Raw genomic sequence first — 24,606 nt, forward strand, 5'->3', positions numbered from 1 at the left:
GTGTGGGGGACCCTCCTCGAACTGGGGGTGCGCCGCCGAGCCATGCCGGTCGGCGATCGTGATGTGCACGCAATGACGGGAGGCCCGGATCACGTCCGCCGTGTGGCGGAGGTGATCCGGGCCTCCTGGTCGGATCGTGGTGCGGTCAGAGCGTGCGGCGCACGTCCGGCAGCAGGTCGTGCAGGCGCTCGGCCAGGCGGTCCTGGGCCTCGTGCAGCGAGCGGAAGTCGCCGACGTACTGCCCGAAGGTGTCGGAGACGAAGAAGTGCGCGCCCTGCTGGTCGATCACGCCGCCGTAGTAGCCCCCGTAGTTCGCCGCCCAGAGCCCCGTGTCGGCCTCGGACCAGACGACGTGCGCCCGGGCCGGTGCGTCGGGGGACACGACGCCGGCAGCGATGCCGGTGATGACCTCGATTGTCGCCGTGTCCACGGTCACCTCGGCCTGGTGGCTGTTGGCGACGCTGGTGCTCATGGTGGTGCTCCTCGTGCTGCTGTGGTGCTGGACGGTGCTGGTGGTTCGGGTGGCGCTGATCGTTCGGGTCGAGCTGATCGTGCTGGTCTGGCTGGTGGTGCCGACCGCGGTCGGCGCCGGATGGTCGTCGGGCACTACGCGACCGGACGGATGACGGACGGCAGCATCACGTGGAGCTGGTCCGCGAGCTTGGCCTGGGCCTCTTCGAGGGTGGCGAAGTCGCCGACGACGAGGCCGAAGGTGTCGGAGGCGACGTAGCGGCCGTCACGCTTGTCGACGCTGCCGCCGAAGTAGCCGCCGTAGTTGGCGATCCACTCGCCGTCGTCCTCCTGCGTCCAGGTGGTCTTGGCGCGCGCCGCGCGGCCCGAGTGCTCTGCCTCGGCCTCGAGGATCGCGATGACGTCGACCGTCTCGGTGTCGAGGGTGACCTCGCGGGTGTCGGTGGTGACCGTGGTGCTCATGTCGCTCTCCTTCGCGATCCGGGGTACATCTGCTGACGGGACAACCGTACGAGAACGTCCCCCGGTCACGCCAGCGATGCCCGCCCTTTCACGGGTTTCGTGCATGCGCGTCGGGGGACAGCCCCGGATTTCCGGGCCAGGGGGACATGAGAACGGGGTACAGGGGGATGATCGGGGTACTCGTTTCGTGGATGAACTGCTTCGGTCGCATTCTCGAGTCGTCCTCGCGTCTCGTCCGGCCGGGAGGCACGGCCCACTACCGTCGATCCCGATGGACACCGCGACCAGGACCACGATCGTGCGCAGCGGGATGATCGCTGCGGTCGTGCTCGTGGGCGCGGTCCTGTTCGTGCCCGGCCTGGCGGACCGCGTGCGGTCCGCCTTGCTGCACGTCGTGGGCGCGCTGCGCGCGCTCGGGCACGGCACCCTGGCCCTCGGCGACGGGTTCGTGACGGCGATCGGGGTGACCCTGGTGACCGCCCTGCTGCCGGTGCTGCTGGCGGGGGCGAGCAGGGCCTCCAGGCCGGAGGGGGTGCGTCGACGCGCGCTGGTGAGCGCGGTCGTCGTGCTGGTGGTCGCCGGGGCCCTGGCGGCGCAGTCGTCGACGCCGGGTGGGCGGTTCCGGTCCGTCGCGCTCGCGGGACTCGTCGGGGTCGCGATCGGGTCGCTCGCCGACGCGGCCTTGCACGCGCGGCACCGGGCCGCCCACGCGTCGGGACGGTCTCGTCGGGTGGCGTGGACGCTCGCGGCCGTCTACGCGCTCCTGGTGGTGCTCGTGGCGACGGCAGGCTCCCCCGTCGACGGCGGGATCCACCCGTTGTTGGTGCGGGCGATCGCGGTGGGGCAACGGCTCGGGGCGCCGGGGTGGCTCGGGTACGACGCGGTCGAGTTCACGGCGAACGTGGTCTTCTTCGTGCCGTTCGGGTTCTTCGTGCTGCTGCTGTTCGGGGCGCGGGCGTGGTGGGTCGGCATGCTCGGCGGGTTCCTGGCGAGCTGCGCGATCGAGACGGTGCAGGCGTTGTTCCTGCCGGCGCGGTTCGCGTCGGTGGACGACGTGGTGGCGAACACCTCCGGGGCGGTGTTGGGGGTGCTGGTGGGGGTCGTGGTGCTCGGCCGAGCTCGCGTGAGTGCGGCTCATGGACTTCCACGCGACGCTGCATGAAGATCTGGAGAAATTCGGACCATTCCGCCACTCTGCGACCTACTGTCAGCGCATGGACCCGAACCCGAATCGGAAGCAGCCTCGTCCCTACCAGCAGCCCTCGATGTTCCCGTGGTGGCTCTGGATCGTCGCGCCGCTCGCCGTGATCGCCGTCGTGGCGGTCGCCCTCCTCGTCACCTGATCCGAGCCACTCCCCCCGGAGCCAACCTCGGCATCCGCTCTGGCTCCGTCCTCGGCTCCGGACACGACGGAACCCCCGGCACCGAGGCGCCGGGGGTTCCGTTCGGTTCAGTCGAGCTGCACTCAGGCGGCGTCGCGCTGACGACGGACCGACTTGCGGACGACCAGCAGGCCACCACCGAGGGCGATGGCACCGCCAGCAGCCCAGAGGCCGAGCGTCGAGATGGTGCCACCGGTGAAGGCGAGCTGGCCGGGGGTGCCGGAGCCGCCGGTCGAGCCGACGGTGCCCGCCGCACCAGCCGGAGCGATGGTGAAGAAGCCGGTTCCGGGCACGCCCGAGGTGGCGCCGGTGGCGGTCAGGTTGTAGGTGCCCGAACCGCCGGCCGGGAACGTCACGCGGACGGTGAGCGCACCGGTCGACGTGGCCGTGTAGTCCTTCGACACCGTGGTGACGGGCAGCGCGCCGAGCGTGACGGCACCGGCGCCGGTGACCTGGACGCGGACGGTCTCGTTGGGCGTGAAGACGCCATTGGAGAACGAAGCGACCGCGGTGCCGCCGGGGGCAAGGGTGCCCGAGACGGTCCCGGCCGACTGCGGGGCGTACCCGGTGGCGGCGTTGGCCGCGGTCGGGACCGCGACGAAGGCTGCACCCGCGATGAGGGCAGCGGCGATGAGCTTCTTCATGAAGTGTTTCCCCTAAAGATCTGATCCTGCAGACCCTGACACCCAGAGCCCGTTGGCACTCCCCCCTGGAACGTGCCGCGAAGGAGCAAGCGGTCGCTATGGCGAAGTTCCCTCAATCTATCCGGAATCCTCAGGATGTTGCCACCTGAGACGAAAGTTTTCGCAAATGTCAGCTCGACGGCCGCATGCGCAGGACTCCGATCGCCGATGCTCCCCGGTCACAGAATCCGATCGAAATGCGAAAACCCCAGTTCAGGACCCATGCTGTCAACACGTCCTGCAACCTGCAGGCCTCATCTGACCACGCTCGTTCATGTGATCGAATCTCTCAGGAACGCTCGGCACCCCCATTCTGGGGAGACCTGCGGTCGCGCCAGGCGGATAAACACGACGCCTACATCCACCACCGGGGGGCGGACTCGCCGTACGGTCCGCGCTGCTCTCAGTCGGCCGGCGTCGGGTCCGCGCAGTCGAACCGCAACGGCAGCACCTTGCTCTGCTTGGCTCCCGGCGTCGACAGGACGTCGACTGCAGCCTTCGCTTCCTTCTGATCACCGAGGAACGCGACCCGGAACGTCGTGCTCTCGCCGGGGGCGAGCAGCGTCTGAAGCTGGACGACCGGGTGCTCGCCGTCCATCACGGTCTGCACGGGAGCCTGCCTGCCGTCCTGCGTCGAGCCGAGGTAGATCGATCCCTCAGGGGCGTAGACTGCGACCAGCGTCTTGATCTTGCCGGGCGCCGTTCCCGAGAGCCCGCCACCGGTCACGTACTCGGGCAGGCTCGTTGCAGCGTCGGCTGGAGCGCTGTTCGTGATCGTTACCTCGACCGCAGAGGTCGGGCGGCCATCTGCGCGGCAGACCGAGGCGCCGACGGACACCGTCTTCTCGAGGTAGTAGTCCATCTTCGAGGCCGTGCCGTCGTTGAGGTAGACACCGAACTGTCGGAGCGACGTCGTCGCGACCGGCAGGTCGCCCGCGAGCGGTGTGCCCTCGAGCTGCGCCTGCTCGGCCTTCGTCGCGCTCCACAGCCGGAGGCGACCTTCCTGTTCTCCCTGCGTCAAAGCGCTGACGAACTGCTTTGCGTCGAACGACCCGGTCGACACCTTGTCGAAGACCGCGCTGGCGGCCGACGCGAAGAAGAGGTCCTGCACGCTCGGGTCGGGGTACTTTGCGTACACGTCGCTGAGCAGGAACTGCACCGCGTTGTCGGCTGTGAGCCTGTCACCGGTCGGGAGCTGCACCGGCCCGGTCGCCCGCAGGATGTAGCTCAACGTCACCGGATCGACCGCAAGGACGCCGTCGACCTGCTGCCCGAACTTCTGCTTCCACATCTCGCGAGTGAGTTCCGCGGACAGGTCGAAGCGGGGCGTGAGCGTCACGTCCTGCATGTAGCGTCCGGTGATCTCGCCGTACAGCGTTCGAGTCCCTGGGTCGAGCGGCAGGACGGACTCGTCGTAGGGGCCGAACGACGATCCGGCCGCCTGGTCGCCGAGCGAGATCGCACCGTCCTGCACCTTCAGGAGCGCCACGGCCCCCGGGATACCCCCGCCAGCGCGCAGCTCGGCGTTGTTCTGGAACAGCAGGACGTAGTTCCGCTCGCCCTCGTTGCCGAGCATGGCCGGCGCGAGCTGCACCACGCGATCAGCGGTGTCCACCTCGTCGGACGCCGAGCGCAGCGCGTTCCGCAGCTGGTTCACCGCGGACGTGACCGGAGAGAGTGTGTCGCTGGTGTCGATCGCACTCGCATCGCGTTCGGCCCGCGCCACGGTCTTCGCTGCCCGAGCAACAGCAGGCTGCGCCTTCACCAACGGATCGAGGTCGACCTTGCCACCCTTCGGCGTGAACGCGTCCGTACTCAGGCCCCCGATGACGTCGGCCACCGGACTGACAGCTCCAGATGCCACGTCGTCGACGACGACCGAGACGCCACGTACCGCGCGGAGGTTGGCTCCGAAGAACGGAACGTACTGGGCAGCGCTCCAGACCGGATCGCCGGTGAGCGACCGCGCCGCCGACGCCTCGCTCTGCAGATGCTCCGCGGTTCGTTGAGCCTTGGCCGTGTCAGCGTTCCCCAGCTGCGACCGCAGGGTGCTCACATCAACCACAGCGCGCTCGAGGTGACCCTTCGCGAGCGCGCCTCGCACCCCCACCCATGCGACAGCGAGGATCAGCAGAAGGACGACGGCGAGCACGATCCACAGCACGGTCCGGGCCCTGTTCCCCCGGCGTACAGCAGTGCGTCGCGACTCGGGCTGGTCGGACATGAGGGCAATCCTACGGTCCCTCATGTCCCGCGTGAGGCGCGGTGTCCTCCGTTTCGACTGCGTCGGAACCGTCTTCGTGTCCTCCAGCCGTCAGCGACAACCTTCGCCTCGTCGTGGTGAGCGAAAGCCTCACGTTTGTTATGGTCATCCTGTTGCGCGCGGCCGCTACCGGAAGAAGCCGCGGAACTGAGGGGACCGTTGCGGACAACAAGGGCGCGATCCGTCGCGATCATCGGCACCAGGGGTTACCCGAGCCACTACGGAGGATTCGAGACGGCGGTGCGCCATGTTGCACCTCGTCTCGCTGATGACGGCTGGCACGTCACGGTCTACGGACGCGGGGGCCTTCCACGAGAAGGCGTCGAAGCGGACCCACGGATCGAGCGGATCGACACCCCTGGTATCGAACGACGGTCGATCAGCACGCTCACCTTCGGGCTCACGGCCGCCCTCCATGCGGCAATCCGGCGTCCTGACGTTGCGCTCGTCATGAACGTGGCGAACGGCTTCTGGCTTCCTCTCCTCGCCGCCCGCGGTGTGCCGACCGTCGTCAACGTGGACGGCATTGAATGGGAACGCGCGAAGTGGGGTCGACTCGCGCGGACAGTATTCCGTCTCGGAGCTTGGTTCACGGCCAAGTTCGGTACGGCGCTCGTGGTCGATGCCCGTGCACTCGGCGACTTCTGGCGCGATCGATTCGGACGCTCGAGCACCTTCATCCCCTACGGAGGAGAGCCCTCGATCTCAGACTCGGCGACGAATCCGTTCCGACCGGGTGAGTACGTGCTCTTCGTCGCGCGGTTCGTGCCGGAGAACTCGGTCGAGGAGTTCTTCGCCGCCGCTCTCGAACTGGCTGCCGATCACGACGTCGTGCTCGTCGGATCGTCGGGCTACGGCGGCGCGCTCGACGATGCCGCTGCCTCGCTGAGTCGGGAGCACGAGCGGATCCACTGGCTCGGACACGTCCGTGACGACGCGCTCCTCCATCGGCTCTGGCGTGAGGCCGGCGCGTACTTCCACGGCCACAGTGTCGGCGGCACGAACCCCGCGTTGGTGCAAGCGATGACCTCCGGGGCCGCAACGGTAGCCCGGGACACCGTCTTCAACCGCGAGGTGTTGCAGGACAACGGACTTTTCGTCCCACCGCAGCCGGGCGTCATCGCTTCCGAGATCCGACGAGTCCTGGACGATCGAGCGTTGCGCGAACGTCTCGTGAGGGGTGCCCGAGAGCGGGCGGGCGCTGTCTACACGTGGCAGCGCGTGAGCGCTGGCTACTCGGACCTCCTGGAGAAGGTGCGGAGGAAGAGCCGATCGTGAAGGTCGTCATCGATGGGTACTGGCTGCTGAACGGCCCCCCGTCAGGCCGGATGGTGGTCAAGGAGATCATCCGCGCCTGGGGACGACTCCACCCGGAGGACCAGCTCACCGTTCTCGTGCCTCGTCGAGATCGAGCGGCGGTGCAGCTGGACCATCCGACCGTGGAAGTGCGAGGCACCCGGGCGCCGGTCCACCTGCTCGCAGCCGCAATCGCCTTGCCGGTCCTCGCTCGTCGCGTCGGTGGGGACCTCGTGGTGAGTCAGAACTTCACGCCGCTCTTCGGTGCTGCTCGATCCGCTGTGTTCGTGCACGACGTGCTTTTCCAGAGCAATCCGTCCTGGTTCACGCGGCTGGAGCGCGCTTACCTCTCACTCATCCCCGCACTGCTACCGCGCGCTGATCGTGTCCTGACGAGCTCCTCGACCGAGACCCGCCGCATCCGCGAGCACAATCCACGTGCACATCAGATCGTCCCGACCGGCCTCGGGATCTCCCGTGCCATGCGACACGACGCGCCGTCGCGCCCCGTCGACGGATTGCTCGCCGGGCAGTTCCTGCTCACGGTCGGACGCCTGAACGTCCGCAAGAACCTCTCGACGACGATCGAGGCGGCGGTGGCCTCGGGCCGAGTGACCTGCGACCTTCCGCTCGTGGTGGTCGGCGAACCTTCCGGCCGCTCGGAAGCGCTGTCGAGCAGCGCACGGGAGGCCGAGTCAGCTGGCTCTGTCCGGTTCGTCGGAGGCGTCGCCGACGACGAGCTGCGGTGGCTCTACGAGCACTGCCGGCTCATGCTGTTCCTCTCGCTCGACGAGGGTTGGGGGCTCCCCCCGATCGAGGCGGCCAACCTCGGAGCCCGGGTCTTGGTGAGCGATCGGCCTGTCTTCCGCGAGACGCTCGCGGGAGATGCGACCTTCGTGGACTCGAACGACGTGGATGCCGTTGCTGAACACATCAGGCTCGAACTGGACACTGACCATCAGAAGCCTCCCCTGACCGACACTGATCGGCAGCGATCGAGCTGGTCCGGCGTCGTCGCGGCAGCGCGCGCCACGACGGAGAAGTGACATGCCCGTTCTCGCACGACTCTACGAACGCCTCCGAGGACGACCGCTTCCGGCGGATCTGCCGGTGTCCGCGCTGCAACAGTTCGCGCTCCGTCGCGCAGTCGAACTCGTACGGGGACTGTCGCTGCCACGCCGAGGAAGCGCTGCAGTGCTGCTGTTCCGCGGTCCGGGGGTCCGGATACGCGGCCGGGCGCAGGTCACGCTCGGAGCGGGCACAGCGTTGGGTGAAGGCGTGGTCATCGAGGCTTTCAGCCGCTCCGGCATCAGCTTGGGGGAGAACGTCACAGTCGGACCCAACGCCCGGCTGCTGGCAAGTGGCGTCATCAGCGAACCCGGCGAGCACATCCGGGTCGGTGACCGGACTGCGGTCGGCTCCGGCAACCTCCTCTGGGGGCAGGGAGGAGTGACGATCGGAAGGGACTGCCTGCTGGGACCCAACGTGACCTTCATCAGCGAGGACCACGTCTTCGACGACGCCGACACCCCGATACGACAGCAGGGGTCACGGCGAGCCCCGATCGTCGTCGGCGATGATGTGTGGATCGGTGCAGGTGCCACCGTCCTCCGCGGCGTGACCATCGGTGACGGCGCCGTCGTCGCTGCCGGCGCACTCGTGACGAAGGACGTCCAGCCGTTTGCAGTCGTCGCTGGAGTACCGGCGACGGAGCGCCGATCACGACGCAGGGACGAGGGACAGGATGTCTGAGGCCGATCACGAGGGGCTGCCGGAACTCTCAGTGGTGCTCGTCACCTACAACAGCGCGCACGTCGTCGGCGCAGCGCTCGACGGGTTGGGGACCGACCCCTCCATCGAGATCGTCGTCGTCGACAACGGGTCCAGCGACGAGACCGTTCAGCTGGTCCGCCAGGCGCATCCACACGTGCTCGTCGTCGAGAGCGGGGGCAACCTCGGGTTCGCGAAGGGGGTGAACCTCGGAGTCGAGCGGTCACGCGGGTCGTTCGTCATGCTCCTCAACCCGGATGCGATCATCTCCTCGACGAGCGTGACCCTCCTGCTCGACGCTGCTCGACGCGACCCGGACTCCGTGTTCGCTCCCTTCATCGAGCAGCCCGCTCCTCAGCGCATCTTGTCGGCGGGTTGGATGCCGACGACGTGGAGGATGCTCACCCACTACAGTGGCCTTTCGCGGCTCGGACGCTCGGCGCAGTGGGCCCAGGGACACTACCTGCTGCCGGATCAGGTCACGAAGCCGACCAACGTCGAATGGGCGACGGGCGCCTGCCTCCTGTTCTCCCGCGCCGTCTGGGTCCGCCTCGGTGGCCTCAGCGAGCGGTGGTTCATGTACGCCGAGGACGTCGAGTTCTGCTTCCGTGCCCGCCGGTCCGGGCACGACATCTGGCTGCTACCTGAAGCGCGGGCTGAACACATGGTCGGTGCCAGCGACGGACATCGCGACGGTACGGTCAACTCCGCTTGGGTCCTGAACCTGCGGGAGTTCCACGCCTCGAGCCTGGCCCACGGTCGAGCCTCGACACAGCGTTGGACCGCCGTCGTCGCCGCTGGCCTTGCTTCCCGAGCGGTACTCGCGGCGCTGCTGAAGGGACCGCGATCGGAATCCGCTCGGCGCTTCGCCGCCTACAGCACCGCTCTGGTTCGGAGTCGCAGATGAGTGCGGTCCGGGCGAACACCGTCGTGATCACTGCGTTCGCCTGCGACCCGCGGCTCCCGAGTGAGCCGACCATCGGTTGGGAGTACCTGACGACGTGGCTCGAGATAGCGGGTGACGAGGATCTGCGGATCATCGCGGTGATGAACGAGCGGTCGCGCAGAGCCACACTGGATCAGCTGCGGAGCGAACGACGTGACATCAGCCGCTTGACGGTCGTGGCTCCGCCCGAGCACCGAGCGCTCAAGGTCCTGCGGCACCATCGCCTCACCCGCCTCGAGCACATCGTCTGGGGCTGGCTGACGCCACGGGCAGTACGACGTGTCGCTCGTCGTGACGAGGTCCTGCTCGCCCGGCACGTGACGTTCGCGAGCGAGCTGCTCCCCGCGCCGATCACGTGGCTCCGTGGCCCTGCGTTAACCGTGTGGGGCCCTGTCGGTTCGACCGGACGCGCGGATGCGTACCGCTACGAGCCTCGCCCGAGGGACTGGCGGAAGCGTTACCTCGTCCAACGGCTTCGGGACCTGCTGAGCACGTGGTGCGCACGGCGAACGGGGCGACGTGTGGACCTGTCACTCGTCACGTCTCCGATCCTGGCCGCTCGGCTCGAGTCCGACGGCAGTGCGGCGACCGTGTTCCCGAACACACGTCCGATTAAGCCGAGCCAACAGCCCGAACGCCCAAAGGCCGACGGACAAGGCCTGCGGCTGCTGTGTGTCGGGCACCTCGTCCCCCTGAAACGCTTCGAGCTCGCGATAGCGGCGCTGACCCGTCCAGCCTTGGCGGCGGCACGTCTGACGATCGCCGGCAAACCGGCACCTGGTCTCGGCAATCACCTCCTGGACCTCGCCCACGCCCTGGGTGTGGCTGATCGGGTCAGCTTCCTCGGGCAGGTAGATCGGGGTCGGGTGATCGCAGAGATGCAGGCGGCGGACGTCCTCGTGCATCTCTCCGCCCGTGAGGGCGGTTCGGGGGTCGTCGGTGAGGCAACGGCCGTCGGGCTGCCGGTCGTCGTGTTCGCCGGCACGGGCGCTGATGCTGTCCTCACCTACGCTGGTGCATCCGGTGCACGCATCCCCGCCGGCACCGCGGACGATCCGGACGCCGTCGCGGACGCCGTCCTCCGAGCATCAGAGCAGCCGCGGCTGCCGAGCAACACCTGGACCAACGAACGCCTGAGCGACATGGAGCGGGCCCTCCTCGCCCGTGCTCGGATGCGGCGCGAAGCATGATGATCTGGGATCGGGTCCAGGCCGCCGCACGGAGCAACGTGATCCTCCGACTCGTGGACCAAGGGTCCTGGTCCGCAGCGTTCTTCTTGTTCACGCTGTCCAGCAGTCACGTCCTGCCGCTCCGTGAGTTCGCGAGCCTCACCGTGGTCACGAGCATCGGCGTGATCGCAGCCGCTTGCGCCCGCGCCTTTGCGATGGACGGCAGGATCGTCGCCGGCACACGCCTGAACCTCCGTGTCGACGAGGCGCTCTCGAGCTCCGCGGTCCTGCTCACATCGATGGCGTTCGCCCTGCTCGCAACGGTTGCGAGCGCAGTCTGGCTCACACTCGGACAGACGGATGCGAGTCTCCTGCCGACGGCGGTGGCGGGGCTCATCGTCCTCGCTGACGGGCCGCACTACCTGCTCACACTCCGGAAGCGCTTCGCAGCCGCGATCGTCGGAGCGTTGCCCTACGCAGTAGGAGCGATCGCGGTCGCGCTCAGCGCCGTCTTCGGGTTGGGCGCGGACGTTCTCCTCTTGTGGATGACGAGCCTCGCGGTGTCTCTGGGCGTCTCCTGGTGCACGATCGGCACGATGCCGCAGACAACTCGGGCTGTTCCCGGCGTACTCGGCACGTCGGTACGCATCTCTGCCGAAGCGCTCTACTCCGCTCTCGGATCGCAGCTGGGGATCCTGATCATCTACCTCGTGGCATCGCCGACGGCGACTGCCGGCATCCGCCTCGCGTACTCGATCATCTTCGCGCCTGTCTTCAGCATCATCCAGGCGCTCACGCCCTTGTTGCTCGTCAAGATGAGCGAACTCGATGCCGCTGGCGCGACCGCGCAGGTGCGCCTTGCGGGCAAGTGGCTGGCGGGCGGTCTCGCAGGAGTCGTCCTCTCCGGCCTGGTGGGTTGGTGGGTTTCAGCAACAGGTGTCGCGGGAGCTGCCTACGACCACATCGGACCGTTCCTCGTCCCGATCGGTGCCGCCCTGCTCGGGAACCTCGTCCTGGACACCGCGCTCCTCGTGCTTCGATTCCGGGCCGAGCCGAAGACGCCGCACCGCATCCGGCTCATGATCGTGTCCGGCGACATCGCTGTCCAACTGGCACTCACGCTCTGGTTCGGCCTACCCGGGCTCATCACCGCTCTGACCGCCATGGCCGTGGTCAAGCTCGTCGCGGCGCTGCTCACCTGGCGCGCGGTCCAGGAACCTCCTCACCCCGACAGAGCGGTCACCGCATGACTCGACTGACCAGCGGACTCCAACGAGAGATCCTCCGTCTCGGACGGGACATCGTGCTGAACAGCCTGGTGGCGAGTCCGATGATCCCGCCCCAGATTCGATGGCGCGCACTCCGTACGCTCGGGCTCCCCGTCGAGCGTGCTTTCGTCCAAGCCCGCTGCTTCTTCGGCGGTAGAGACGTCCACATCGGTCGAGGTACTTTCGTCAACTACGATTGCTTCTTCGACGCCGCTGCCACGATCTCGATCGGCAGGAACGTCCGAATCGGTATGCGCTGCGTAGTGGTGACCGGAACCCATTCGATCGGGAGCAGCGAACAGCGTGCCGGCGACGAACTCGCTCAGCCGGTCAGGATCGGCGACGGAGCGTGGATCGGTGCGAACGTCACGATCCTGCCGGGGGTCGTCATCGGGCCTGGTGCAGTCGTCGCTGCCGGCGCAGTCGTCACGGGAGCGGTTGCGGCCGATGAGCTCGTCGCTGGAGTGCCCGCGCGCGCGGTTCGTTCGTTGAACCCCTGATCTCCGAACTCTGCAGGCTCAGGAAGTGCGGCGACGTGCTTCGCCTGAATCACCGGTCACGACTTCAACCCGCGGACGAGAGCTTCTGTCGGCCGGTAGCCCCTTTCGGGTGGTGCTCGGACACTGCAAGGGCTCGCCCACTCGGTCCGCGATCGCCGACCGCGAGGTCCACCAAGCGGCATCGTCCTCGACGCCGCCAAGTCGCTTGATCGGTGAACTACGTTCGTGTGCTCCAAAGGAGCGGGATGCCATGGCGGCCTATTGGACCGGCGAGCCGTGCACGCCAGTCGGGCGTTCGGGCAGGGCGCCCCCTGTTCGTCGGTGTGGCAGCGAGCCGTTTGTCCCAGGCGCAGCATGAGCAGGCTGTAGTAACCCTGCTGCCACGGCAATCGGCTGTAGGCTCGCCGCGTTGCCCTCAAGCACCTCGTTGAGTGAGTCCGGGCGGCGGCGTTGGGTGTTCAGCAAGACGACGAGCATCAGCGAACCCGAAGAAGCCCACTGCAAGACGTCGAAGCTAAAAAGCATGACAGCGAGAGTGACAATGAGGATGCGCCCGCGCGCGTCTGCCCGCGCAAATGCACGCAACAGGAGGACGCAGAACAGAGCGAAGCCGATGACCCCCGCGGCCATCATCGACGTCGCGAACATGTTGTCGACCGAGAAGAAGTAGTCGTTCCGGATGTAACCGTTCTGGTAGTTCCTAGCTTCGGAGCCCCATCCGCTGCCAAACAAGCCTTCGTGTACTGGACGAAGGGTGAGGAGATCTGGGATTGCCTTGATCGAGTTGAGGCGGTGCGTCGAGTTGTTCCCGCTTACGTCGTCGACGAGAGGGGCAAGGAAGTTCTCGTGAAAGATCAGGTAGGTGCCGACCGCGGCCACTGCCGCGCCCTTGACAACGCGCCAGCCGCTTCGCCCCGTGAGCACTGTTTGCAGGAGTACGCCGACCAGGGCAGCGATGTAGACGGAGGAGCTACCGGTGGCGAAGATTCCGCCAAGAAGGACGACGATCACCGTCGGCTTGAAGCGGAATCGGCGAGTCGACGCGAGCACGAGGGAAAGGCCAGCCAGCATCGCGACGCCCGCGACGATCGGATGTCCGAGGGTGCCCTCAGGGCGAGTGAACTCGGCGAGGACGGGGTGTGGACCGGCCTTTTCATCAAGCGGATCCCCGTGGAACACGATGAACTCGACCACACACAGCAGCGCTTCGATGACCGCCACGACCACGATACCTAGACGGACAATTGCCCACTCGCGGGAGCGTAGCCCGCGCGAGAAGAACCCGACTGCGAGGAGGAAGAGCATCACCAGCCCGACGTACGGGAAGGGCTCGATCAAGGCGGTCGACGCAAGTCCGACCACCGACAGCAGCGCGAAGACCGAGTACGTTCCCCAATCGCGGCGACTGCCACCGCCGGCTGAGAGCAAGCCGAACACGATCAGCCACGCTGCACCTGCCGCCATCCCGAACCAGCCGGGGACACCAGTGTGAAGCGGTGGGATGACCACCGAGGCAATGATGGCGCCGAGTACCGCGACCCCTCTGTAAGCACCGTGACCCTTCACTAGAGCAAACATGAAGATTGCCACTGCCGCTACTCCGGCCGCGGCGACGATCGGCGAGTAGACCACGCCCGCGACCACGGCTGCTACCGTGACCGCTCCAGCGACCAACTGCAGCACATTGCCCCGTAGATCTGACACCCGCTCAGGCTATGGCACGAGTGACGCGACGCCTAGCGGGCTCACTAAGCTGAGCCCGTGCGTGTCCTTCGAACCCTGGTAGTCGCATCGGTCGCGCTTACCGTGGTCGCCGCTGGAAGCTACGTCAGCAACCTCACCCACGGCGCCATCTCACGGCAAGCAGCGTGCGACGAGGTGCGTTCCTATTTGAAGAACACCGGCCCTGTCGAACGCATCGGTCATGGCTTCAGGACCATCAGCGTCCTCGGGGACTCTTACTCGACCGGGGACACCTTGGCTGACAGGCACGACACCTGGACTCGAACTCTTGCGGCCAGCACTTCAGCAAGAGTTGATGTGGTCGCTCAGGGAGGAACCGGCTTCGTCAACCCCGGGTTCTGCGGCGATGGTTCTTTCGCGGAGCGGGCCCGCGACATCCCTGACGACGGATCACAGTTACTCATCGAGGGTGGCCTCAACGACGTTGGCGAGGACCCGACCGTGGTGAAGAGCGCAGCAGGAGCGCTGATTGCTCGATTTGCAGGCCGCGACGTCGTCGTCATCGGGCCTGTGAACGCTCCTGGGGTGACGGGTGAACAGGTTGTGGATCGCGCTCTCCGAACGGCCAGTGACGAGCACGGAGCTCGGTACGTCTCGGCGCTCGGTTGGACCGGCCTGTCGTTCGGGGCGGATCGAAAGCACCTCACGGCTGCCGGGCATGCGGCATACGCGGGCCACGTGCTCGCTGCGCTAGAGCGCCGCTGACCAACGAGGGAATGCTTGCGAGGTCGGCGAGCATGGCGTGCAGGTCGATTGGTTCAGCGAACACCGCATCCTCGTACCGGCTCCCGTGTTCGAGGTGCTCGTGGGCGGGTGAGACCTCATGTTCTCGCTCACGGGCAATTCGGATCGGCTCATCGCAGCGATCTTCTTCGGTGCAGCGTTGATCATCAGTGCGAACAGGCCGGACGCGTTCCCTGGGCGTCAGGCGAAGCCTGGTAGACAGATCATCCCGCGACCCACCAGCAAGGTGGCGGTAGCGCCCCCACTGGTGAGTCAGCGTGAGCCACAGTAGTGGCGATCCGAGCGACATCCGGATCACCGGGATGAGGAGTTCGCCCCGTCTCAGCCCGGCACTTCATCGCGGGGACGAGCTCTCCGCGTAGCGGACAGCCGGCCCAGTAGCGTTCCGCGGCGTCCTGCCGTCGATCGACACCGTCTAGCTCGGGCGGGTCCTGCAGCGGGGCCTCGTTACGGTCCCGACCGCACTGCTCATGAGACGACTCACCGACTCCTCCAGCGCCGCAGCGCTCGATTCCTCAGAAGGCACCCTGCGGTGCGAGGACTGCTTTCACCGTGCGCCAGAGGATCACCAGATCCCCCACCATCGACCAGTTCTCCACGTAGAACAGGTCGAGCCGGACCGAGTCTTCCCACGAGAGGTTCGATCGCCCGCTGACCTGCCAGAGCCCCGTCATCCCCGGCTTCACCAAGAAGCGCCGATGCACGTGCTGGTCGTAGCGCTCGACCTCACGGAAGAGTGGCGGCCGTGGGCCGACCAGCGACATCGTGCCGACGAACACGTTGAAGAGCTGCGTGAGTTCATCCAAGCTGTACCGCCGCATGAACGCGCCGACCCGCGTCACCCGCGGATCGTTCTTCATCTTGAACAGCACCGCATTGCCCTCAGCGCGGTCGAGCGCGCTGAGCTCCTGCAGCCGCTGCTCGGCGTCGACGACCATCGAACGGAACTTGATCATGCGGAACGTCGACCCGTTCAGACCCACGCGCTCTTGCAGGAAGAACACCGGCCCAGGCGACGTCAGTCCGACGAGCAGTGCGAGCACGAGCAGGACCGGGGCGAGGACGATGATGAGCGCCGCTGACCCGACCAGGTCGAACGCCCGTTTCGTGTACAGCTTCCGCCCCGAGTACGTCGGCGTCTCGACGTGGATGAGCGGAAGTCCCTGCACCGGACGGGTGTGGATGCGCGGACCACCGATGTCGGTCAGGCTGGGCGCGACGACCAGGTGCTGTCGGCCGGGTTCGAGCGACCAGCTGAGCTGCCTGACGCGCTCAGGCGGCAGGTCGTCGGAACTGGTGATGACGACGGTGTCCGCACCGGTGGTCGCCAGAGCTCCGGCAACGTCGTCGAGTCCGCCGTGGCTCTCGACCTTCGATCCCGGCAGCAGCCCGCGTCTGCCGTCAGCGACGGCAGCGCCGACGACGCGGTAGCCGGCCTCTGGCGTCCGTGCGAGTTCGCGCGCGATGTGCAGCACACTTGACGTCGACCCGACGAGCAGCACCTTCGCGGAGTAACCGCCGTGCTTGCGTTCGGCGACGAGCCACTGGCGCCACATCCAACGTGAGAGCAGCAGGACGAGGATGCCGATGGGGAATGCGATGAGCACGTAGCCGCGGGCCAGGTCGATGTGGAGCAGGAAGGCGGCGATGGCTAGCAGCCCGAACACACGGACGCTCGAGTCGGCGACGAGGCGGTATTCGGTGCTCCCGACACCGATCACCCGGTTCCCCCGAGTGTCGTACAGCGCCAGGGCAGCCATCCACACCACGATCACCACGAGGGAGATCCCGGTGTAACTCAGTCGCAGGTCGGCGGTGTTCGTCGCAAGGTTCGAGTCGAGCCCCAGCCAGGCGATCTGAACGCCGAACACAACCCAGATGAGCGCGAGGAGATCGGTCAGGAGCACACGTCGCGAGTACGTGCGGCTCCACTCCTGGGTGCTGCCCGTCGAGACCGGCTGCCGGACGGCTTCGGCGGTCACCGTTGACGCCCCGTCACCATGTCGCCCCGCCGTCCTTCGACACGGTCACGCTGTCGCCGGTCCACATCCACAGGTCCCGGCCGGATCGGTCGAGCGCGATCGGACGCTCGGTCGGCACGGGGTTGCAGCCGACCGGCGTGGTCGTCGTCGCCGTCGTCACCCCGGACGCGCGCATGGTCTCGACCTGCACGCCGTCGCAGCTCGCGGTCCCGACGCGGGCGAGCGTGTACTCGCCGCCGTTCACGGCGATCGCCCGAACACCGACGACGGGTACCTTCACCCAGGCGCCCGTCCCCGAGCGCCAGTCAAGCTCGTCGTCGCAGGCGACGAGCGTCGTGCTCTCACCGCGGAAGGCATCGTCCGGGTCATCGCAGGGAGGGGCGATGAGGTCGTCACCGAGGACGAGTCCCTGCTCGGTGATTCCGGCACCGGCGGCTCCGGACGCGCCGCCGACCCAGGTGCTGCCGTCGTCGGTGGACGTCCGGACCTCGGTCGCGCACGCGTCGCCGGTCCCGACCAGCACGGACACCCCGGAGGACGTGGCGCGCAGCGCCGCGATCGTGCGCACGTCAGTGTCGAGCTCGACCGCCTGCCACCTCTTGCCACCATCGGTCGTGTGCTCCAGCACCACCTCGGGATCGGCACAGGTCGCACTGGAGGCGCGCCATGCCTCCAGACCGTCGATGGCGGACAGCAGGTGCCTGGCGGAACCCGCGCCTTCTGCTGCCGGATCACCGGTCGCCGACGCGGACGGAGACTGCCGCGGCGTCGCGGGGGCCGTCGCAGTCGCTCCGAAGGTGGGGACGGGCCGAGGCTGTCCCGTCGCCTCCGGTGCGGTACGGGCGAGCGCCAGGGCAACGAGGACGACGTCGATGACGACGAGCGCGACGACGACGACGGCGACACCGACCAGCGTGGTGCGCGGCAGTCTTCTCCCGAGGCTTCGGGCCCCCCGGCTCGGACTCATCGCGCGGCCGCCGTCAACGGTCGGCTCGGCGGACGACGCCGAGCTTGCCGCGGCTCTTGCGGGAAGAGCGTGCGGGCGGTCGGGTGGGCCCTGCCTCGTCCAAGCCGTACCCGTAGCCGTACCCGTATCGGCCGTAGCCGTACGCGCCCGGGCCCTTGAGCGGCATCATCGTGATGACGAAACCGGCGATCGGGGCGCCGACGTTCTCGAGCGAGGCGACGGCGGCGGCGAGCTGGCCCTTGAGGGTCTTGCCGGACGCGACGGCCAGGATGGCACCGGACGCCTTCTTCGACAGGATCGCGGCGTCGGTGACCGGCAGCAGCGGCGGCGCGTCGAACAGCACGTAGTCGAACTGCTGCTCGAGTGTGCCGATCAGGTCCTGCATGGCCTTCGACCCGAGCAGCTCGGACGGGTTGGGCGGGATCTGGCCGGCGGGCAGCACGACCAGGTTGCCGCGACCCCAGGGCTGTGCGACGTCCTCCAGGCTCGCGCGGCCGATGAGCACGTCGGTCAGGCCGACCGCGCTGTCGACCTCCATGTACTCGCCGACGCGGGGGCGGCGGAGGTCGGCGTCGATCAGGATGACCTTGAAGCCGGCGCTGTCGAGTGCGATCGCCAGGTTCGCGACCGTGGTGCTCTTGCCCTCGGACTGCATCGACGACGTCATCACGAACGTGCGCGAACCGGTGCCGAGGTCGAGGAACTGCAGGTTCGTGCGGAGCGTGCGGAAGGACTCGGCACGCGGGCTGCGCGGGTCGACCTGCACGATCAGGGGCCGCTCGGATGCCTTGCTGTCGTAGGCGATACCGCCGACGACGGGCTTCGCACTGATCTTCTCGACGTCCTGCTCAGTACGGACGCGGTTGTCGAGCGCCTCGCGCAGCACTGCGATACCGACGCCGAGTGCCAGACCGACGAGCAGACCGAGAGCGATGTTCACCGGGACGTTCGGGCTGACCGGTTTCAGCGGCACGTCGGCCTGCTTCACCCGGGTGAGCTTGACCGTGCTCGTGCCGTCCGCGTCGGTCGCCTCGATCTTCTCGACCACGTTCGTCAGGCTCTGCGACGTCGCGTTGGCGATCTCGGTCGCGCGGACGGGGATCGTGTCCTTCACCGTGATCGAGATGAGCGTCGTGCTCGTCGGGGCCGTCGCGGACACCATGGTCGCGAGCTGGTCGGCGTTCATGTCGAGCCCGAGCGACGAGATGACCGGCAGGAGCACGATCGGCGTCTGTACCAGGTTCGAGTACGTCAGCACGCGTTGCTGCGTGAAGGTGTTGCCCTGCGCCAGGTCACTCGCACTGCCCGACGTCTCCGTCGAGACGAACACCTGTGCGGAGGCGGAGTACACCGGCTTCTTCAGCAGGGAGAAGCCGGCTGCGGCAGCCACCCCCACCAGGGCGAGCACCACGATGAGCACCCACCCCTTACGGAGCACTGTGATGTAGTCGCGCAGTTCCACGCGGCCGTCCTTCCCCGATCCTCGCCGTTCCTGTGGTCCCATCACAGGTTCCGCGAGGGTTGTCCCAGCAGACGGCATTCAAATAGTGCCACACCATTGAGCCTCACTCGGCTGTTCTTGCCGATCCGCGTCGGTCGTCCTCTACGCTCGGCCCATGACCTCCGAGCCGGAAGTGGCTGCCACCGAGCCCTCGACCGCCCGGCAACGCGACCTCGTCGCCCTGCTGATCGCCCTCGTCGTGGCCGTCGTGCTCGCCCGCATCGTCAGCAACCTCACGCTGCGCGGAGCGATCCCCGGACCGGCGCTACAGGTGCTGCTCGGCAACGTCGCGGTCTGGGTGCCGCTCGTGTTCGGCATCATCTGGGTCGTTGATCGCACGGGCCGTGACCTGTTCGGACGGTTCCGCATCGAGCTCGGCGACCTCGTGTTCGCACTCGGGATCGTCATCCTGGCGCGGGTGTTCGACGCCGTGCTCGCGCTGTCGTTCACCGGGACGACCGGGTTGCAGCCCGCACCGTCGCTCGGTGCCCCGAACATCGGGCTGCTGCTCGTGTCGGCGGTCGGCATCGTGCTCGTCAGCCCCGTGCTCGAGGAACTCTTCTTCCGCGGGCTGTTCCAGCGCCTGCTCGCCGCCGAGCTCACGCCGCGGACGCGGTGGCTCGCCGTGCTCGTGACGGCGTTCCTGTTCGCGCTGGCGCACCTGTTCCTGGGGTCGGCGACGACGTCGCTCGGCGGGGTGCAGGTGTTCCTGACGACCTTCGTGCTCGGGCTGCTCACGGGCACCCTGGTGGCGATGACGAATCGCATCGGTGGCGCGATCGTGGCGCACGTACTGTTCAACGCGGTGGCGGTCGTCGCGACCTGGCCGCGCTGAGCAGTCCACGCCGACCGGTCCGCTCTGCGCCGAGGCTGCACGGCGTCCTGCCGGACTCGCCGTCGCCGAAGGCCTCTCCCGCGCCCGGCCGTGGTGAGGTGGACCCATGACCAGCGACCTCGTGCCGTGGGTGGTCGCCGGGGGGCTCGCGATCGTCGTGGTCGTCCTGGTGATCGTCCTGCGGCGGACCCAGTCCTCCAACCGCGCCGCCCTGTCCGACGCCGAGGTCCGGCTCGACCACCGCACCGGCACCCTCGAGCGGGAACACCGCGAACGGACCGCCGCCGCCGAGGCCGAGTACGGGCGTCAGCTCGCCGGCGCCGAGGCCGCGCGACAGCAGGCCCTGGCCGAGGCCGAGGCCGGTCGTGCCCTGGCCCGGACGGGCATGCGGTGGGAGGAGGCCTCGCAGCGCACGATCCTCGAGGTCTGCAAGGCCGCCGGGATCAACGGCGCGCTGCTGACGAACGTCGTGTTCGTGCCGGTGGCCCAGGGTGAACGGAACCGCGACCGCAGCTACGCCGCACAGATCGACCACGTGCTCGTGTTCGAGTCCGGGCACGTGCTGGTCGTCGAGAACAAGCGCTGGAACGGCATCGTGTTCGACGGCCGTAGGCCGAGCGCGGTGCACCACGCGTTCCGGAACCTGCTCGACGAGTCGTCGCTGACCGGGTCCTTCGCGATCCAGGTCCAGAGCCGTCGGGTCCTCGACCACGCCGACGACGTCGAGCACTGGTGGCGGGTCCGGGTGCAGTCCGGCGGGAACGCTCCGACGCGCCAGGTCCGACAGCAGGCCCGGCGCCTGCAGCGGTTCCTGGCGGACGAGGACGGCAACGGGCCGCAGTGGGTCGACTCGTGCGTGTTCTACTCCGGGGACGCCGCTGCGTACGTCAACCCGGAGGACCGCAGCACGAGCACCACACCGACCGGCCGCTCGGCCACGACGGCCGTCGTGACGAACGACAACGAGCTGCGCGGGCTCGTCACCGACATCGCGCGCAAGCACGCCGTGCCGAACCGGGCGCGCACCGACGCCGTCGTGCGGCAGCTGGCAGGCCAGGGCGCGCACACCATCACCGTCGGGACGTACCGCCTGCCGGAGGCGTGAGCCGAGACGACGAAGCCCCCGCCACGACGGCGGGGGCTTCGACGTGCGACATCGTCAGCGCAGCGCGCGCAGGGCGTCCGCGATCGGGGCCAGCGCCGCGTCGATCTCGTCGGCGACCCGCACGTGGGTCTCCTCCGACCGGCGGTACGGGTCGTCAACGTCATCGTCCGCCGGGTCGGCGGGCGGCGGCACGGTCCCCCGCAGTCGAGCGACCCGGTCCACCAGGTCCTGTGCGGTCTCGATGCCGGCCAGGTCCCCCGGCTCGAGCCCGTCGAGCACCCGCGCGAACTGCTTGATCGTGAACGCCCGCTTCGCTGCCCGCGGCGCGAGCGACACCACGGCCGCACGGTGCGAGCGCTCCGCGGTGAGCACGAGGTCGGCCGACGCCGCGATCTGCTCGGTCAGGTACCGCGACCGGTGCGTGGTCGGCTCACCGCCGAGACGGGCCGACTGCGCCGCAGCCGTCTCGTCCATCAGCGCACCGTCGTCGGCGATCGTGCCGGCCGACTCGACCGTGAACGCCGGGGCGTCCGGGCCGAGTCGCGCTTCGAGCACCTGGGCGCCGAGAGGCGAGCGGCAGATGTTGCCGCTGCAGACGAACAGGATCCGCATGCTCAGGACGCCGCGCCGAGCAGGTCGTGGCGGACCACGATCGCGTCACGGCCCGGACCGACACCGATCGCCGAGATCCGCGCGCCGGACATCGCCTCGATCGCCAGCACGTAGTCCTGCGCGGTCTTCGGCAGGTCCTCGAACGATCGGGCGCCGGTGATGTCCTCGGTCCAGCCGGGGAACTCCTCGTAGATCGGCTTCGCGTGGTGGAAGTCCGACTGGTTCACGGGGACCTCGTCCACGCGCTCGCCGTCGACCTCGTACGCCACGCAGACGGGGATCGTCTCGAGCCCCGTCAGCACGTCGAGCTTCGTCAGCACGAAGTCGGTCACGCCGTTGATGCGCGCCGTGTAGCGGGCGATCGGGGCGTCGTACCAGCCGCAGCGGCGCGGGCGGCCGGTCGTGGTGCCGAACTCGAAGCCGTTGGCGCGGAGGAACTCCCCCGACTCGTCGAACAGCTCGGTCGGGAACGGGCCGGCGCCGACGCGCGTCGTGTACGCCTTGACGATGCCGATGATGCGCTCGAGCTTGCCCGGGCCGATGCCCGAACCGGTCGCGGCACCACCGGCGGTCGCTGACGACGAGGTCACGAACGGGTAGGTGCCGTGGTCGACGTCGAGCATCGTGGCCTGACCGGCCTCGAACAGGACGGTGTCGCCCCGCTCGAGCGCCCGGTGGATCTCGAGCGCGGTGTCGGCGACCATCGGGCGCAGCCGCTCGGCGAAGGACAGCAGCGACTCGACGACCTCGTCCGCGTCGATCGCGCGGCGGTTGAAGACCTTGACCAGCAGGTGGTTCTTCTGGTCGAGGGCCGCCTCGACCTTCTGCCGCAGGATGTTCTCGTCGAAGATGTCCTGGATGCGGATGCCGACGCGGTTGATCTTGTCGGCGTAGGTCGGGCCGATGCCGCGACCGGTGGTGCCGATCTGACGCTTGCCGAGGAACCGCTCGGTCACCTTGTCGATGGTGCGGTGGTAGTGCGTGATGACGTGCGCGTTCGCGGACACCAGGAGCTTCGAGACGTCGACACCGCGGGCGCGGAGCGCGTCGAGCTCCTGGAACAGGACCTCGAGGTCGACCACGACGCCGTTGCCGATGATCGGGGTCACGCCGGGCGTCAGGATGCCGGACGGCAGCAGGTGCAGCGCGTACTTCTCGCCGCCGACGACGACGGTGTGACCGGCGTTGTTGCCGCCGTTGAACTTCACGACGTAGTCGATGCGCGAGCCGAGGAGGTCGGTTGCCTTCCCCTTGCCCTCGTCACCCCACTGGGCACCGATGATGACTGCTGCGGGCATGGAGGTTCTCCTCACGTTGGCGGAGGACCGCACCGGCGGGCTGGGCCGATGGTCCACCCGAGTCTATCGACTGTCCACCTGCACGCCACCCGCACCGAAGCGACGCCGACGTTCAAGCGGCGAATGATCGTCAATTTTCCGTGACATTTTCTCGGTCTTATTGTTGACTACTACTCATGGGGACTGGACCCCGGCGCGATCAGGGCGTCGGAACACACCAGGGCCGCTTGGACTTCCTCGACGGGATCCGCGGGATCGCTGCACTCGTCGTGGTTGTCGAGCACGCCCTCGAGAGTTGGGTCGACGGCTACACGCAGTGGTCGATCGACACGATCAACATGGGACGCGTCGGCATCGTCGCGTTCTTCATGGTGAGCGGCTACGTCATCGGGTTGACACTGACCCACCAGACGATCCGCACCTTCGCGATCCGACGGTTCTGGCGGCTCTACCCGGTGTACTGGCTCGCGACCATCGTCTGGATCCTCGTCGACCTCCCGAACACGAACCCCTTCTCGGCGTACAGCCTATTCGTGGTCGTGGCGAACATCACGATGCTGCAAGGGGCCATCCCGGGCCTCGTCGGCATCCTCGGTCCCGCTTGGACACTCGGCGCAGAGCTCGTCTACTACATCCAGACGGCAGCTGCGAAGCGCGTCGGTCTCCTCCGTAGATCGGTCTACCTCGGCTACGGATGGCTCGCAGTGTTCGTGGCCATGGGAATCGACAATGTAGCTCGGGGAAGTACCTCGACGGCCATCGTCCCGCTGATGCTGTTCTTCGCCTCGCTCGGCTACAGCCTGTACCTCCGCGACGCGAACGGCTCGCGAACCTGGATCGGGCTCATGGGCGCGGCCATCGTGGTCGTGCCCGCGTTGAGCCTGCCCCTGCTCTCGTCACAAGCGCCGGACCAGCTGAGTTGGAGCGTCATCGGATTCAACGCTTCGCACTTCGTCGGGATTGCGGTCTTCCTCGTCGCCCGTGCACTGCGCTCCCGTTCCTTCCCGAAGACGATCCTCTGGCTGGGTTCCGTCAGCTACGCGCTCTACGTCATCCACGCTTCCGTGATCCGCGGGCTCGAGTACGCCGATCTGCCTGGGGTGGCCGCGATCCCGATCGTCGTGGTCCTCTCATTGGCGAGCGCGTGGTTGCTGCACCGGACGCTCGAAGTCCCCTCCATCGCCCTCGGACGCCGTCTCTCCACTCGATCCGCTCACCCTCGGTTCTCCAACGTAGGCACCGCCTCCGCGGGCCCGACGGTCGAGAGCTCCGACAGCCACCAGCCTGTGAACGCTCTCCAGCCGACCGGCGCACCCTCGTCCCAGTCAGATCCGACGAGCAAGGGAGCACGACATGAGTGACCTCAGTGACAAGGCCAAGGACTTCGCGAACAGCGACAAGGGCGAGCAGGCGACGGACCCCGGTCTCGGCAAGGCCGCGGACGCGGCCGACAAGGCCACCGGCGGCAGCCACGGCGACCAGATCGACAAGGCCGAGCACGCCGCCGACGACAAGATCGGGCAGTAGTCCGGACAGCGTGACGCAACGGGAGGCGCGGGGGCCCCCCGCCCCCCCCCCCCCCCCCCGCCCGGGGGGGGGGGTTTAGGCG

25 protein-coding genes are annotated in these 24,606 nt (G+C 68.0%); 15 read left to right on the top strand and 10 right to left on the bottom strand.

What is annotated here, in order from left to right; all coding sequences use genetic code 11:
- Positions 1-145 precede the first annotated feature (145 nt).
- Complete coding sequence (locus QUG98_RS03065; protein ID WP_137766469.1) at positions 146-472, bottom strand: hypothetical protein; 327 nt, start codon at positions 470-472, stop codon at positions 146-148.
- Between QUG98_RS03065 and QUG98_RS03070 the strand changes: the two genes are divergently transcribed.
- Entirely contained in the window at positions 471-626 is a 156-nt protein-coding gene (locus QUG98_RS03070) for a hypothetical protein (protein WP_289469150.1), read from the top strand. The genes QUG98_RS03065 and QUG98_RS03070 overlap by 2 nt on opposite strands.
- On the opposite strand, the gene QUG98_RS03075 is transcribed toward QUG98_RS03070, so the two are convergent.
- The gene (locus QUG98_RS03075; protein ID WP_058729818.1) at positions 607-933 is read right to left on the bottom strand and encodes a hypothetical protein; all 327 of its coding nucleotides are present in this window, start codon (positions 931-933) and stop codon (positions 607-609) included. The two genes, QUG98_RS03070 and QUG98_RS03075, sit on opposite strands and share 20 nt — an antisense overlap.
- A 271-nt stretch (positions 934-1,204) precedes the next feature.
- Here QUG98_RS03075 and QUG98_RS03080 point away from each other — a divergent pair, with 271 nt between their 5' ends.
- Together QUG98_RS03080 and QUG98_RS03085 are read left to right on the top strand one after the other, a co-directional pair.
- The gene (locus QUG98_RS03080; RefSeq protein ID WP_289469151.1) at positions 1,205-2,095 is read left to right on the top strand and encodes a VanZ family protein; all 891 of its coding nucleotides are present in this window, start codon (positions 1,205-1,207) and stop codon (positions 2,093-2,095) included.
- A gap of 52 nt (positions 2,096-2,147) precedes the next feature.
- Positions 2,148-2,276 (top strand): hypothetical protein, encoded by a 129-nt coding sequence (locus QUG98_RS03085; protein ID WP_289469152.1) that lies wholly within the window; start codon positions 2,148-2,150, stop codon positions 2,274-2,276.
- A 122-nt stretch (positions 2,277-2,398) separates the two neighbouring features.
- Here the strand turns inward: QUG98_RS03085 and QUG98_RS03090 are convergent, their stop codons facing one another.
- Both QUG98_RS03090 and QUG98_RS03095 read right to left on the bottom strand, forming a co-directional pair.
- Positions 2,399-2,959 carry a sortase gene (locus QUG98_RS03090; protein ID WP_289469153.1) on the bottom strand — a complete coding sequence of 187 codons (561 nt, stop codon included), beginning with the start codon at positions 2,957-2,959 and terminating at the stop codon, positions 2,399-2,401.
- Positions 2,960-3,401: 442 nt separating this feature from the next.
- Entirely contained in the window at positions 3,402-4,838 is a 1,437-nt protein-coding gene (locus QUG98_RS03095) for a DUF4012 domain-containing protein (protein ID WP_289469154.1), read from the bottom strand.
- A 582-nt stretch (positions 4,839-5,420) separates the two neighbouring features.
- Here QUG98_RS03095 and QUG98_RS03100 point away from each other — a divergent pair.
- The 7 genes from QUG98_RS03100 (at position 5,421) to QUG98_RS03130 (ending at position 12,210) form a co-directional block, all read left to right on the top strand.
- Complete coding sequence (locus QUG98_RS03100; protein WP_289469155.1) at positions 5,421-6,539, top strand: glycosyltransferase; 1,119 nt, start codon at positions 5,421-5,423, stop codon at positions 6,537-6,539.
- Entirely contained in the window at positions 6,536-7,603 is a 1,068-nt protein-coding gene (locus QUG98_RS03105; RefSeq protein WP_289469156.1) for a glycosyltransferase family 4 protein, read from the top strand. The genes QUG98_RS03100 and QUG98_RS03105 overlap by 4 nt, the downstream gene beginning before the upstream one ends.
- 232 nt (positions 7,604-7,835) lie before the next feature.
- The gene (locus QUG98_RS03110) at positions 7,836-8,309 is read left to right on the top strand and encodes an acyltransferase (protein WP_289469157.1); all 474 of its coding nucleotides are present in this window, start codon (positions 7,836-7,838) and stop codon (positions 8,307-8,309) included.
- The gene (locus QUG98_RS03115) at positions 8,302-9,234 is read left to right on the top strand and encodes a glycosyltransferase family 2 protein (RefSeq protein WP_289469158.1); all 933 of its coding nucleotides are present in this window, start codon (positions 8,302-8,304) and stop codon (positions 9,232-9,234) included. The genes QUG98_RS03110 and QUG98_RS03115 overlap by 8 nt, the downstream gene beginning before the upstream one ends.
- Positions 9,231-10,463, top strand: a complete 1,233-nt coding sequence (locus QUG98_RS03120; RefSeq protein WP_289469159.1) for a glycosyltransferase — start codon at positions 9,231-9,233, stop codon at positions 10,461-10,463. Before QUG98_RS03115 ends, QUG98_RS03120 begins: the two co-directional genes overlap by 4 nt.
- A 143-nt stretch (positions 10,464-10,606) precedes the next feature.
- Positions 10,607-11,692 (top strand): hypothetical protein, encoded by a 1,086-nt coding sequence (locus QUG98_RS03125; RefSeq protein ID WP_289469160.1) that lies wholly within the window; start codon positions 10,607-10,609, stop codon positions 11,690-11,692.
- Positions 11,689-12,210, top strand: a complete 522-nt coding sequence (locus QUG98_RS03130) for an acyltransferase (RefSeq protein ID WP_289469161.1) — start codon at positions 11,689-11,691, stop codon at positions 12,208-12,210. Before QUG98_RS03125 ends, QUG98_RS03130 begins: the two co-directional genes overlap by 4 nt.
- A 258-nt stretch (positions 12,211-12,468) precedes the next feature.
- On the opposite strand, the gene QUG98_RS03135 is transcribed toward QUG98_RS03130, so the two are convergent.
- Positions 12,469-13,914 carry an O-antigen ligase family protein gene (locus QUG98_RS03135; protein WP_289469162.1) on the bottom strand — a complete coding sequence of 482 codons (1,446 nt, stop codon included), beginning with the start codon at positions 13,912-13,914 and terminating at the stop codon, positions 12,469-12,471.
- 57 nt (positions 13,915-13,971) lie between these two features.
- On the opposite strand from QUG98_RS03135, the gene QUG98_RS03140 reads away from it, so the two are divergent.
- Positions 13,972-14,658: a GDSL-type esterase/lipase family protein gene (locus QUG98_RS03140; RefSeq protein WP_289469163.1), complete on the top strand. Its 687-nt coding sequence runs from the start codon at positions 13,972-13,974 to the stop codon at positions 14,656-14,658.
- Positions 14,659-15,212: 554 nt separating this feature from the next.
- Here QUG98_RS03140 and QUG98_RS03145 read toward each other — a convergent pair.
- From QUG98_RS03145 to QUG98_RS03155, 3 genes are read right to left on the bottom strand one after another with little or no spacing between them, the layout of a single operon-like run.
- Positions 15,213-16,679 (bottom strand): sugar transferase, encoded by a 1,467-nt coding sequence (locus tag QUG98_RS03145; RefSeq protein ID WP_289469164.1) that lies wholly within the window; start codon positions 16,677-16,679, stop codon positions 15,213-15,215.
- A gap of 13 nt (positions 16,680-16,692) precedes the next feature.
- On the bottom strand, positions 16,693-17,646 hold the full coding sequence (locus tag QUG98_RS03150) for a beta propeller repeat protein (protein ID WP_289469165.1): 954 nt from the start codon (positions 17,644-17,646) through the stop codon (positions 16,693-16,695).
- 13 nt (positions 17,647-17,659) lie between these two features.
- The gene (locus QUG98_RS03155; protein WP_289469166.1) at positions 17,660-19,108 is read right to left on the bottom strand and encodes a tyrosine-protein kinase domain-containing protein; all 1,449 of its coding nucleotides are present in this window, start codon (positions 19,106-19,108) and stop codon (positions 17,660-17,662) included.
- Positions 19,109-19,262: 154 nt separating this feature from the next.
- Between QUG98_RS03155 and QUG98_RS03160 the strand changes: the two genes are divergently transcribed.
- Both QUG98_RS03160 and QUG98_RS03165 read left to right on the top strand, forming a co-directional pair.
- A complete protein-coding gene (locus QUG98_RS03160) occupies positions 19,263-19,982 on the top strand; it encodes a CPBP family intramembrane glutamic endopeptidase (RefSeq protein WP_289469167.1) in 720 nt (239 codons plus the stop codon).
- 106 nt (positions 19,983-20,088) lie between these two features.
- The gene (locus QUG98_RS03165; protein WP_289469168.1) at positions 20,089-21,087 is read left to right on the top strand and encodes a nuclease-related domain-containing protein; all 999 of its coding nucleotides are present in this window, start codon (positions 20,089-20,091) and stop codon (positions 21,085-21,087) included.
- Between the two features lie 54 nt (positions 21,088-21,141).
- On the opposite strand, the gene QUG98_RS03170 is transcribed toward QUG98_RS03165, so the two are convergent.
- Both QUG98_RS03170 and QUG98_RS03175 read right to left on the bottom strand, forming a co-directional pair.
- Entirely contained in the window at positions 21,142-21,699 is a 558-nt protein-coding gene (locus QUG98_RS03170; protein ID WP_289469169.1) for an arsenate reductase/protein-tyrosine-phosphatase family protein, read from the bottom strand.
- A gap of 2 nt (positions 21,700-21,701) precedes the next feature.
- Positions 21,702-22,997 (bottom strand): adenylosuccinate synthase, encoded by a 1,296-nt coding sequence (locus tag QUG98_RS03175; protein ID WP_058729829.1) that lies wholly within the window; start codon positions 22,995-22,997, stop codon positions 21,702-21,704.
- Positions 22,998-23,224: 227 nt separating this feature from the next.
- Here QUG98_RS03175 and QUG98_RS03180 point away from each other — a divergent pair, with 227 nt between their 5' ends.
- Together QUG98_RS03180 and QUG98_RS03185 are read left to right on the top strand one after the other, a co-directional pair.
- On the top strand, positions 23,225-24,358 hold the full coding sequence (locus tag QUG98_RS03180; RefSeq protein ID WP_289469170.1) for an acyltransferase family protein: 1,134 nt from the start codon (positions 23,225-23,227) through the stop codon (positions 24,356-24,358).
- Positions 24,351-24,524: an Rv0909 family putative TA system antitoxin gene (locus tag QUG98_RS03185; protein WP_289469171.1), complete on the top strand. Its 174-nt coding sequence runs from the start codon at positions 24,351-24,353 to the stop codon at positions 24,522-24,524. Before QUG98_RS03180 ends, QUG98_RS03185 begins: the two co-directional genes overlap by 8 nt.
- The last annotated feature ends 82 nt before the right edge of the window (positions 24,525-24,606 follow it).

It is taken from the genome of Curtobacterium subtropicum (genome assembly GCF_030362975.1).
GTDB lineage: Bacteria > Actinomycetota > Actinomycetes > Actinomycetales > Microbacteriaceae > Curtobacterium > Curtobacterium subtropicum.